The organism is Chryseobacterium sp. ON_d1, from assembly GCF_006829085.1.
Lineage (GTDB): Bacteria > Bacteroidota > Bacteroidia > Flavobacteriales > Weeksellaceae > Chryseobacterium.
Map to the genome: position 1 here is coordinate 195,418 of NZ_BJTC01000001.1, position 12,447 is coordinate 207,864.

At 32.3% G+C, this 12,447-nt stretch carries 7 protein-coding genes; 4 read left to right on the plus strand and 3 right to left on the minus strand.

Features of this window, described 5'->3' with window-relative positions:
• Positions 1 to 2: 2 nt before the first annotated feature.
• The 3 genes from CRS_RS00880 to CRS_RS00890 are packed head-to-tail and all read left to right on the plus strand — an operon-like array spanning position 3 to position 7,540.
• The gene (locus tag CRS_RS00880; protein WP_142722215.1) at positions 3 to 3,512 is read left to right on the plus strand and encodes a DUF5977 domain-containing protein; all 3,510 of its coding nucleotides are present in this window, start codon (positions 3 to 5) and stop codon (positions 3,510 to 3,512) included.
• Positions 3,513 to 3,518: 6 nt separating this feature from the next.
• The gene (locus tag CRS_RS00885) at positions 3,519 to 7,067 is read left to right on the plus strand and encodes a DUF6443 domain-containing protein (protein ID WP_228451136.1); all 3,549 of its coding nucleotides are present in this window, start codon (positions 3,519 to 3,521) and stop codon (positions 7,065 to 7,067) included.
• A gap of 14 nt (positions 7,068 to 7,081) precedes the next feature.
• Positions 7,082 to 7,540 (plus strand): hypothetical protein, encoded by a 459-nt coding sequence (locus CRS_RS00890; protein ID WP_142722216.1) that lies wholly within the window; start codon positions 7,082 to 7,084, stop codon positions 7,538 to 7,540.
• Positions 7,541 to 8,020: 480 nt separating this feature from the next.
• Here the strand turns inward: CRS_RS00890 and CRS_RS00895 are convergent, their stop codons facing one another.
• The 3 genes from CRS_RS00895 to CRS_RS00905 all read right to left on the minus strand — a co-directional run bounded on the left by CRS_RS00895 (position 8,021) and on the right by CRS_RS00905 (position 10,518).
• The gene (locus tag CRS_RS00895) at positions 8,021 to 8,707 is read right to left on the minus strand and encodes a hypothetical protein (protein ID WP_142722217.1); all 687 of its coding nucleotides are present in this window, start codon (positions 8,705 to 8,707) and stop codon (positions 8,021 to 8,023) included.
• Positions 8,708 to 9,352: 645 nt separating this feature from the next.
• Entirely contained in the window at positions 9,353 to 9,928 is a 576-nt protein-coding gene (locus tag CRS_RS00900; protein ID WP_142722218.1) for an NUMOD4 domain-containing protein, read from the minus strand.
• A 314-nt stretch (positions 9,929 to 10,242) separates the two neighbouring features.
• Positions 10,243 to 10,518: an NUMOD4 domain-containing protein gene (locus tag CRS_RS00905; RefSeq protein WP_142722219.1), complete on the minus strand. Its 276-nt coding sequence runs from the start codon at positions 10,516 to 10,518 to the stop codon at positions 10,243 to 10,245.
• 375 nt (positions 10,519 to 10,893) lie between these two features.
• Here CRS_RS00905 and CRS_RS00910 point away from each other — a divergent pair, with 375 nt between their 5' ends.
• Positions 10,894 to 12,444, plus strand: coding sequence for a T9SS type A sorting domain-containing protein (locus CRS_RS00910; RefSeq protein ID WP_142722220.1), 1,551 nt, complete (start codon positions 10,894 to 10,896; stop codon positions 12,442 to 12,444).
• The last annotated feature ends 3 nt before the right edge of the window (positions 12,445 to 12,447 follow it).

The following is a 12,447-nucleotide window of genomic DNA, read 5'->3' on the forward strand; positions in this document are numbered from 1 at the left end:
ATATGAAAAGAAATAAAATCTTGGCATTATTGCTGGTAATAAGCACTGGAACAGGTATAATTGCTCAGGATAGGCCATCAGAAAGCTTATTTTTAATTGATAAGGTTTCAACAACTAATGATCTATACAAAGGAACCGTAAATGTAGATATTCCTTTATTTGAGTTTGCAGTAGGAAATTTAAAGCTTAAGAATGAAATAACTAACAGCTTTAAAGGATTTGATCCCAAATCGGACGAGAGTATTTATGGATTAAATTGGTATGGTAATTTATTTGGGCAAATTACAAGAGAAGTAAAAGGAAATTATCTTCTAACAAATTATTTTGTTGCAGATGAAGCTAATTACAATTATGGTATCATTGCAGGAACAGAAGAAGAGAGGAAGGAAGCGACAACAGATTGTATATTGCCAAAATCTAATTTAACTAATGGTTATAGTAAAAAGCAATTATTATTTGGAGCAACAAATAGCAATGTATCATCAGACTTTGATCCGGATAAATTTTATTTTGATTTTTTTGGATACAGTGGTTATTTTACATTTGATAATAATAGAAATCCTATAGTCTATTGTGAAAATGCCAAGTTAAAAATACAGTTAGTCTACCCTGTTGTTTCTAATAACAGCAATTCAATGTGTTATTCAGTAAGATCACCTCTAAATAATTCTACTAACATTGTAAAGGAAATTATTATAACTGATGATAAAGGAAATAAATTCTATTTTGGTGGAACAAATGATGAGTTGGAAATAAATTATTCGCAATTCGATATCAATGGGAAATATTATCTTGGTTCTAATATACGTAATTTTTATAGTGGTACAAGAGCAAATTTTATTATTTCATGGCAACTAAAAAAAGTAGAAACTTATAATGGAGATACAATCGTTGGTAAATATGAACAGCAAGGTAATCTAAATATTTTAGATCCATTTTTTGAAAAAACACTTATAAACTCTAATAATACAAATCTTGTTTTTCCTACTAACTTTCCATCACAATCTCAGTTGGATCAAGCTGGAATATACGTAACAAGATCTAGATCTGTTGATTATAGAACCTTTGTAGTCTCGCCATTTTATGCTACGGCAGTTATTAATACTTATACTAAAAGATCAGTTTTAAAGGAAGTAGAGGTACTGGGTAAGAATATTAAAATTAATTATAATTATTTTAAAGATAGTAATAATTTAATACACCTTAGTAGTATCAATTTAAGCAGTTTTGGAAATAATAAAAGTTTTACATTTAATCAAATCCCTCTGGGGGGACAAAATTACAGATACTTTCTGAAATCGGTCGAGGAAAATAATGGCGAGAAGTATTATTTTGAATATAATAAAACAGAATCTTTCCCTGACAAAAGCACTAATTTTATAAATGATTTTGGCTATTGGACTGGAACTAACACAATTAATAATGACAATAATTTTTATGATGCTACATCTTTGAAAAAAATTGTGTATCCGACCAAGGGATTTACAAGGCTCTATTACGAACCAGCAGATTATAATGTCGTATCGAAATACTCTTCACAATTACAAAAAGATGTTTTCACAAATCCTACTAATACTACAACTCATGCGCTTTTGAGATTGAAAAGTAAAATTGAATACGATGGAAATAAGCAATACCAAACATCTTATACTTACAAACTGAACAATGGTTTGTCATCCGGAATTTTTGGAGCAGCTTCCAAAAAAAGCCCGATAGTATATAGCCAAGTTCAGGAAAAAGTAAGTAATAAAGGAATGGTAGAATATTTTTTTGCAGATTATTATACAAATCCTGATGATTTAACTTTAAAAAACTTCTCTAACACGGATTTCGATAAACGGAAAGGAATCACGCGAGTAAGTAAAGATAATGAAAGAGGAAAGATTTTAAAGAAAAAAATATTCGATTCGAATAATACAATATTACAGGAGCATATTTATGAATACGAAAATTTTTTACGCCCAGAAAGCGAGCTTTTAGATGTTGATCCGCTTACATGTACTACTTGTAAGTTATCTGACGTTAATTATTATGTTTATACTGATATTTCGAAAGTTTTTAGTACAAATCCAACTTCCGCTTTTTCAATGTATGTACCTGTAATACCTTATTTACTAAAAAAAGAAAAAATAATCAATTACCTGGGTAATAAACAGCTTACAAGCGAGAAAACTATTAAATATAGAGAATCTGGTAATTTTTGGCATCCATATCCGGAACAGATTGAAACAACAGCAGCAGAAGGGACAACTATTAAAAAGAACCTTTATGCTATTGATTTGTATAAGTCAGGCCTTGCAAATAATATTAACAATGTGGGAGAAGATTATACACTTTATAATAATATGATAAGCTCTAATATTTTACATCCTATTATTGAAATTGAGAAAAACAAAGATGCTAAATTCTCTTTACGGGAGAATCTATTCTATCCTGTTTCATTTACTCATAAAAAAAGGAGAGACTCAAAACTTAATGTCTCCTTAAATAATTTTACAGATTATAATATCCCGGTAAATCAAACATTAGAAAATATCAGCTATGATGTATTGGATAATAAAGCGAACTATCTTCAAGTTACAGATAAATCTGGTATATCAGTTGTCACACTATATGGATATAAGCAAACTTTACCAATAGCAAAAATCGAAGGGGTAACGTACTCACAACTTATGCAGTTATTAAACCAACCTACTACCCCTATAGGTTATTTAAACTTAGACATCGTGAGTAAGTCTGATGTAGATTACAATAGTACATCAGAACAGGAATTAAAAGATGCTTTAGATACATTTAAAAAGAATCCTCTATTAAAAGGGTATTCCATAACTACCTACACTTATGATCCATTAAAAGGTATTACAAGCACTACAAAACCTTCTGGTAAAAAGGAATTTTATAAATATGATAATTTAAATAGGCTAGAACGAATATTGGATAATGATTTAAATATCATACAAGAATTCAAATACAATTTTGCGCCGCTAAAATTTTACAGTTCCGAAAAAAGCCAGCCTTTTACAACAACGAACTGTGCCCCGGGAACACTTCCGGTATCTGGAATTTATACTGTTCCGGAATTCAAGTATTCTTCTACTATAAGTCAGGATGATGCAGAGCAAAAAGCACAAAATGAATTAAATACAGAAGGTCAGAACTATGTAAATACACATTATAATTGTACACCTTATGTATGTACGATTACGCCAACTTATCTAGCCGATATTTATTATTCTTCTTTTCAGGAAATTTCTTTCGGGCATATAAAAGCTATTTTAAGTCTTCCATTAACTAACTCTAGTGGAGGCTCTGCCCCAAATTGGTCAAGCGGTGTTTTTATAGGAACCTTGGGTTCTTTATGTACACCGAATTCTTATAAAAATATAAGTGTGTCCTCAACTAATGGCTCTTGGAATGTTTCGATAGCACCAAGTGGAGGTGTAACTTTAACATCTATGGGAGGAGGAAGTCCTTCGGGATCAACAACATTATATTTTGAATACGATAAATAACAAATCATGAAAGGAATAATTTTATCAATCATCACGCTATTAGTAAGCACTTTTTCTCTTGCACAGACAACTACTGAAAATTTTATACAAACTAAAACTTATCTTGAACCAGTAAAAGATTCAAGCCTTACGGCTAAACAATCACGGATAATAGAGTACTTTGATGGATTGGGGAAAACAAAACAAATTATTAATGTAAAATCAACACCGTTAGGTAAAGATTTAGTAACTATTATCCCATATGATGACTTTGGCAGACAAGTTGATAATTGGCTGCCAGTCCCCTTAAACAGTTTAGGTGGGGCTATTCAGGATGGAATTCAAGGTGCGGTACAAACCTATCATAATGACAGTAGACCTTTTTCACATACTAATTTAGAGACTTCTCCTTTAGATAGAACATTGTCTCAAGTGCGTCCAGGAACGATATGGCAAACACATCCTGTACAGTTTAAATATGAAGCAAATGAGGACGGCGAGGTAAAAAAATATATATCCTCAACGAATTGGGTAAATAATGAAACTTCTTCAGATGTTATTGAATCCGGTTTTTATCCAGCAGGAAAATTGTATAAAAATAGCGTAATTGATGAGGATGAAAATAAAACGATAGAATATAAAAATAGTAAAGGGCAGGTCATATTGATAAAAAAAATAATAAGTCCTACAGAAAGTGCAAATACTTATTATGTCTATAATGAATATGACCAACTCGTATTTGTAATTCCTCCAAAGGCTTCAATTGTTGCTGATGTAAATTCTGTACTAAGTCAACTTTGTTATCAATATAAATATGATAATAAAAATCGCTTGATTGAAAAGCAACTTCCTGGTAAGGGTAAAGAATATATGGTTTATGATAAGGCAGACAGATTAATTTTATACCAGGACACAAATTTAAAAGAAAAACAAAATAAATGGCTTATCACTAAATATGACCAATTAGGTAGAGTTGCTTATACTGGATTTTTGAACGGAGGTGATAGAATAGATAGGCAAAACGATATAAATAATTTAGTAATAACAGAAACTAGAAGTACAACTGGCTTTACAAGCAACGGCATTACAGTTTATTATACACAGAATTATTTTAATAATGAAATCCCTACAATTCTTTCTGTAAATTATTACGATGTATATCCACAATATGATTTTAATCCTACTTTTCCTGCGGATATCTTAGGGCAACCTACTTTGACAGAAGCCATAGATAATAAAGGGTTTAGTACAATAGGTCTGCCAGTAATGAACTTAGTTAAGAATATTGAAGATGACAATTGGACTAAGAAATATATTTACTACAACAAAAAAGGACAACTTATAAGGTCATACTCGATAAATCATTTAGGCGGGCGAACTCAGATCGATTCAAAATTAGATTTTACTGGAGCGGTACAGCAAACAGTAACTTGGCATAAACGATTGAATGCTGACCCTGACAAAGTGATAACAGAAAATTTTACTTATGATCACCAGAATAGATTATTAACACACACTCATCAGGTTGATAATAATAGTGTTGAATATTTGGCTCAGAATAAATATGATGAACTTTCTCAAATAGAAAGTAAGAAAGTAGGGGGAACTTCTCCAAACGCTCCCTTACAACAGATAAATTATCAATACAATATCCGAGGGTGGATGACCAAAATTAACGATCCGTCTAATCTTGGAGGAAAATTGTTCGGCTACGAAATGAAATTTACGAATCCAGTTAATTCAAATATAGCACCTGGAAAATTTAATAGCAATATTACAGAGATCGATTGGAAAATTTCATCAGAGGATGTATTAAAAAGATATAATTATGAGTACGATAATTTAAATAGACTAAAAAATGCTTTCTATAAAGAACCTACAACAGGGAATAACAATTTCTTTGATGAATATATGACCTATGATCTTAATGGAAATATCGAAACTTTAAAAAGAACTGCACCATTAGTATTTTCTCCGACAGCAACAACAGTTGACGACTTAGAATATAAATATACAGGAAATCGTCTAACGAAAGTAATTGAAAACGCGTTAAATGATGCAGGTTATGAGGGAGGAAATAATATAATTGATTATGATCCGAATGGCAACATGACTACTATGAAAGATAAAGGTATATATGAGATTGATTATAATTACATTAATCTGCCAAGTACTTTTTCTATCACACAAAATGATCCGTTTGGAACTTCCATTAGTTTTTTCCTAAATTATTTATATAGAGCAGATGGGACTAAAGTACGTAAAACTTACACAACAGGAGGAGGCAAGGGCCAGCCAACTGTTAATAAAATGACTGACTATTTAGATGGTTTTCAGTATAATGGTACGGAATCTATTGCACCCTGCCCATGGTGCAGAACAGAATTTGCGTATGAAGAACAAGCTTTTAAAGGTCCAATTTTAGATCCAGAAATAACAAAAGGATGGACGCTTGGTTTTGTGTCAACTGCTGAAGGTTTTTATAGCTTTACTGAAAAACGTTATATTTATCAATACAGAGATCATTTAGGAAATGTTAGGGTAAGTTATGCCAAAAATAATGAAGGTGCAGTTGAAATTACAGGTACAAATAATTATTATGCTTTTGGAGCAAATCACATTGGAGGAGTAAAAAGTTTACTGGGGGGGTATCAAAACTATAAATACAATGGTAAGGAACTTCAGGAAAGTGGTATGTATGATTATGGAGCACGATTTTATATGGCAGATTTGGGAAGATGGGGAGTTGTAGATCCCTTAGCAGAATCGTATAGAAGACACTCTCCATACAATTATACTGTTAATAACCCGATCAATTTTACTGATCCTGACGGAAGATGGGTCAGAGGGGCTGGATTTTGGAACAACCTTACCAAATCAGATGCTAGAATTTATGCAGAACAATGGTCTGAAAAATTAGGTTCAGGCTTTTATAATGTTGCTGTTAACAAAGGAGATAATGGTACTTGGAAAGTAAGTTCTCACACACTAAATGTGAGTTACACAGATAGTTTTAATTCTAAAGGCTATATAAATACTCTTGCCGTTGGCTATTCTGAAGGTGGTGGATTAGGTACTCGTCCCTCAGCAATTAACCCTTGGGGGCCTACAATTGGATCAGTACCTGAATCCCGTGGTAAAAGTGATATTCAAATGCTAGTTTCTGAAAATCCTTTGGTTCAAGGAGCTGCAATAGACCTTTTGACTGCGGGGACGGGAAAAGTTATTAGAGGGCTACTTCAAAGTGAAAAGGAAGCCGTAAGGGTTGGTCATCTTACTCCATGGGCTGAGATGGTAAAAGAAGAACGAAGAGCTTTTCAACACAGTTACAAAAAGGCTGCAGAACTTGATCTTCCTGTTTGGCATGAAAAAGAAGCGGATATTTTACAAGAATTATTTAATAATAAGGTTAGTAATATCAGAGAAGCAGGAGCAAATAGCTTTTTTAAATCAAACGAATGGGTGAGAGGTGTTAGGACAACTGTTAATAGAACAGAACCAATAATTGGTGGAGAAAAATATTATTATTATGAAACAATTCAAGGTAAATTTGTCAGTGCAGGAAAAATGCCTTAACTAAAAAAAAAGATATGTCACAATATATAGATTCATATTACTTGGTTGAAAACAGAACTTTGGAAGTTATAAATACTTTTTTTTCGAAGTATTTGCCTTCGGGAAAAGAGGAACTAGCAATGGATTATCCCTTTCCACAATATTCTGATACACCTCAAACAATATATCATTCAGTTAAAGAATTATTACTATATCTGGGAAACAATCCTGATTCTGAATATATTATTTATTTTAAAAATAAAGATGAATTATCAGAAATTAAGCAAATTGTTTTACAATATACTGATGATGGAAAATTAATATTCGGTGTATCAAGTATCGGAAATGATCCTTCATCAAGCAAAAGTATTCAACTTTTTAGAGAAATTAAAAACTTTTTAAACTCTCATAATGCCTGTGCTACAATTGAAGAACCACCGCCAACAAATTCATTGGATTTTGTTGACTTTTGTGATGAAAGATATAGGATTTAGGTATTAGTATAGATGTAAGATATACTATTTATTTATGACCAAAGAAATTTTTATCTTAAATAATTTTTATGGATTAAGATTTATAGTATCGAATGAAAGCGGACTGTTATACAAATAACAGTCTGTTTTTTTATTAGAAGATGGTAATTTGAGTGTTAAATCAAGATTAGATTATAGGAGCAATATTGACCACTAAATTCTAATTAAAAGTGAATTTAAATTGATCACCTTTGTTTTTGTAAATTATAAATTTGATGACAAAACTAATTTAATTTAATTGATGACAGCATCTTTTTTATCCTCTTCTAAATAATCAATTTTTTATAATCTATCAAAGATATTTAAGTCAAGGTAAATCGTCATGATTTTTGATTTTTGAAAATGTACAAAACTCTTTTCTTAAATTTTTACGGTTTTCTGTAAAAACAAAGAAATCTTAATTTTCTAAATGTTTGCTAAGTTTGCATTTTTTTATCTGATTTAAAATACAATCTCACTATTGTTTTTCTCTGTGGTAGTAAATTTTTCGGCAATAATATATGGTTGATTAAGGAAATAATTATCTGGAGATATAATTTCGTTCCCGAAAATTAAGACTTTCATATTGCTATAATTACTTTCGTATTCATCTTCGATCTGAAGCTGTAGATTTTCAGATTTACAAAGTGTTTCGAATGGGCTTACCAAAATTTTAGGTAAATTGATGTATTCTGCGTTACTTTCCACATCAGTTAAACCTTTAAACCTTTCAGGAATTTCTTTTTCTCCAAACAGATCTTCCGTATTCCAAAAAAAGTCTTCCACATATTTCCAAGAACCTATTTCCTTTTGTAGTAGTTGATAAAATTTCCCTAGAAACTGGAATTTATTTTCCGGTACACCAGTTATCTTGCATTGAATTTCTGTGCTTTCAATTATTTTTAGCAGCGGATGATCTTCGTAAAGATTTATTTTCAAATAAGGCATCAGATTTCCTGAATCAAAATTTTTAAAACCAAAAACATTTTCTGCATTTATAATCCATTCAACTTCTTTTTCTGTCTCATCAATCAAAGTGATTTGAAGTTGAAGCTGAGAATTCTCTACTTCAAAAATTAACTTTTTTAAATATATGAAACCTTGTGATGAAAAATTTTCTGAATTCGTTAAGGTAATTAGTTTTTCCATTATTTTATTATTGATTAAAATAAAAATATTAAAATATTGTAAGTCTTACAACCATTTCATATCGATGTAATAGTGAGAGGATCTTTGAAATAATAAATCCCAACTCCCGTCAGGATTTATTATCAGATCATCCCTTTACAGTGTGGTGGAAAGTTTCAAGAACCGTAATCCTTTAATTATTGGTATTTCTGTATTAATACTGATGATGATCACCGCCATATTATATATAAACCGATTTCTATATTCTTTAAAGTAACTGCGCTCAATATAAATGAATTGGGACTATCTATTTTTATAGCAGCGGTTTCTGTTTTATGATTTATAAATATGTCAAAAGAAGAAAAATAATCTTTTAAAAGAACGAGCTTTAAGACGGGGTGTTTATCTGGTAATATTATTTTTTTTAGTGACTGATATCATTTCCTGGAATTAATAATTTATTGCTGAATTGACGACCGGTGTAATCAGCAAGGCGCTATACAGGTATATTTTTCTCTCGCTCTTAATCATTTTTACAAAAAAAGTAAAATATTGAAAGTAACAATGCAATAAACAGGTGAAACTGTAAAATCGGGTGGCGAAAGAATAAATTCTGGAGACCATTCGATTTCAGGGTTTTTGAAAGAATATTCATAGTTATTAACTTTATTTTTTTTGTTTAAGCACTGAATAAATGGGTTGTAGCAATAGCTTTGAGAGATCAATATCCCATAAAGGCTGGCTTTTATTAACAACAACCCATGTTTTGCTGTGGATGTCAAATTGTTCAATAAAGCAGTGGTAAACCCATTTTGAAATGGTAATCCGGGTATTTTTTCCCTTGTGTCGCACTAAACAATAAAGTGAATAGGTTGATTCGGTATTGGGGGATATTATTTGAGAGAGAATCTGTTCTTTGAGGAAAACAGTTCTTCCCATAGCAGTCCATCCTGTCAATCGTTTGACTCGTCCTTTACTGGATATAACAAATCGGTTATCAAAGCCTGGGATGGTTTTCCAGTGTTCTCCGGGAAGATCTTTTAGAGACAAGTTCAGACATGCGGGAGGATTATCGTGATCAATAGTAGGTTTTCCTAATTTTTTCCACAGATCATTATTAAACAATTTGCGCGAAGGGTTTTGATTGTCAGTTACTATAAAGTCCTCTCTTGTAGGAGTATAAGATTTTAAAAACCAACGGTAGCTGCCTGCTGTTAAAAATTGTTTATTGATAACATCCATAATACTTTCCGGAGCAATACCCAGTTTTTTTCTGCAGCATACATAGTTTCAAAATCAGATAGTAGTTCCCCTTCAATACTGTACTGGCTCACGGCCTGACTGTAAATAACTTTTCGGTTTCTTGCTCTGTTTTTTTCAAACATACTGAGCCGCATCTCATGGGATGAAATTTTCTCTAGATTCTTGTAATATATATGAAGCCTGTTCTCATCTTTAGTGCTGATAAGAATGGATCGGTCACTGTACTCAAACTTTTCAATAAAATGATAATACACAAGACGTATTACGGATTTCCTGTACTTATGGCCGTCTGATTATAAAGTGCAGTGGACACTATAGTTATAATTCTGTAGGTACCTGTTAGAATGTTTTACAAAAATCAGTTTCATGATCAGTTCCGGCATTTTCCATTCTTTGCCGCTTGGAAGAGGAACAAAACGTTCTAGGCTTTTTACACGACCATAATTGGAAATCATATAGTTTTCATAATTCTCAATAGGCTTCCATTCTTCATTCGGAAGATTTTTTAAAGAAGTATTGTATAAAACTTCTTTTACATATTGGTCTTCAAATTCAGGAGGCAGTTTCATAAGTTCAATTGATGAAAAAAATTAATAATACTGAATAACAAAAATAGAAAACTCAGTTTAAAAAAATTTAGATATGGTATCTAGACCCTATATTGGATACGATAGATAATAACGAGCAATGGTCCTGTCATCATTACTATTATTACCACTATAAAAATAATTTCTATATGCTAAGGAAACTGAATATTCTATAAACGACATGTTTTGTCGTTTACGTAATATATTTTTGTTAAATAAATATAGATTATATGTTGTAAAAATAATTGTAATCATTTTAATTATAATAAAAGCAAATGTTTGTCGTTTCTTGAAAAATGTTAAATTTGCAACGTTTTAATAAAACTAATCACTAACTCAAAAAACAACAATACGGGAATGAGAAAAATCTATCTCGGAGTGCTTACCTTATGCGCTTTTATGGGCACTTCCGCCCAGGAAGTGGTATGGCAGAAAGATATTAAATCCTCTACTCAGGATTTTCTAAGCCAGGTTACCACAACCATCGACGGGCAGTATCTTATCACAGGAAGTTCTATACAGTCTAAAAGCCAATCGCAAGTGGCTGGCAGTCAAAAGCAAAATAACGGTTACGATTTTCATCTGGTAAAGCTAAATCAACAGGGAGAAGAGGTCTGGGAAAAGTATTTTTCAGGATCAAACCATGATTATTTGTCAGCAACTGTTACTACACAAGATGGTGGATTTTTAGTAGCAGGCACCAGCTATTCTTCCAAAGGGTTGGATAAGAAAGATGATACTAAAGGGGGCTCCGATATCTGGCTGATCCGGATCAATGAATTCGGTGATGAACTATGGCAGAAAACATTAGGTAGTTCTTCTGATGAAGAAGCAAGAGCAGTTATTCAGACTACTGATTTAGGATTTTTTGTTGCGGGTAACGTACAGAGTTCTTCAAAAGGTTATGGTTCTAAAGATGTCTTCATTACCCGACTGGATAAAGATGGAAAAGAGTTATCCCAAATAATCTTGGGGGGGAAAGGATTGGATGAAGTCGAGAAGATGATTCCAACGAGAGACGGAGGAGCACTACTTGGAATGTATTCCAGAAGTTTGCTGGGAGGAACAAAGAAAACTGAAAACTTTGGTGAGGGAGACTATTGGATCGTGAAATTGGACAAAAACGGAAGGGTAGAATGGGAAAAGAATTTTGGAGGGAAAGGAGACGATCATTTGAGAACCCTGGCTTTAACTTCCAATGGTTTCATTATCGGCGGAGAATCCAGATCTGAAAGATCAGGCAATAAAACTGTTGGATTAGAAGAAGGATCAGACCTATGGCTGATATCATTAAATGAAAGAGGCGAAGAACAGTGGCAGAAATCCTACAATTTTGCGAATCGTGATATTCTGATGGGTATGAGTGTTCTTCATTCAGCCGATGACAAATCTTCCAAAGGAATTTTATTGGGAGGCTATACCCAGGCAGAAGGAAGAGTAGAAAACGATGATGAAACTTTCTGGATGCTGTATTTGGATCAGAATGGTACTGAGCAGTGGAGAAAACATGTTAAAGGAGAATCCAGAAAGAAAGAAGAGAGGTTATCTGATTTAAAACTTAACAGGGATGGTTCAATTGTTTTGGCAGGAACCAGTGCTGAAGAACTGGGGAAAGAAAACTGGAAGATCATAAAGCTGGGAGACAAGCAGGTGGACCAGCTGATTGAGAAATACGATATCAAAATCTATCCAAACCCTGTATCTGATTATGCTTATGTAGAAATTGGCTTTGACTTCAAGGAAGCAGATATTCTTTTATATGATATGAGTGGAAGACAGCTTCAGAATATTAAAACCAAAAACAGAGTGACTAAGATCAACACCCAGTCACTTATTCAGGGAGCATATCTGGTGACGATAAAAACTGATACCAATAAAACAGGTAATGCAAAGCTGATCAAAAAATAAAAA

Bases quoted from the DNA above. Each gene is read 5' to 3' on its own strand.
- CRS_RS00890 (WP_142722216.1), top strand. From the start codon at position 7,082: ATGTCACAATATATAGATTCATATTACTTGGTTGAAAACAGAACTTTG.
- CRS_RS00900 (WP_142722218.1), bottom strand. From the start codon at position 9,928: ATGGATGTTATCAATAAACAATTTTTAACAGCAGGCAGCTACCGTTGG.
- CRS_RS00880 (WP_142722215.1), top strand. From the start codon at position 3: ATGAAAAGAAATAAAATCTTGGCATTATTGCTGGTAATAAGCACTGGA.
- CRS_RS00910 (WP_142722220.1), top strand. From the start codon at position 10,894: ATGAGAAAAATCTATCTCGGAGTGCTTACCTTATGCGCTTTTATGGGC.
- CRS_RS00895 (WP_142722217.1), bottom strand. From the start codon at position 8,707: ATGGAAAAACTAATTACCTTAACGAATTCAGAAAATTTTTCATCACAA.
- CRS_RS00905 (WP_142722219.1), bottom strand. From the start codon at position 10,518: ATGAAACTGCCTCCTGAATTTGAAGACCAATATGTAAAAGAAGTTTTA.
- CRS_RS00885 (WP_228451136.1), top strand. From the start codon at position 3,519: ATGAAAGGAATAATTTTATCAATCATCACGCTATTAGTAAGCACTTTT.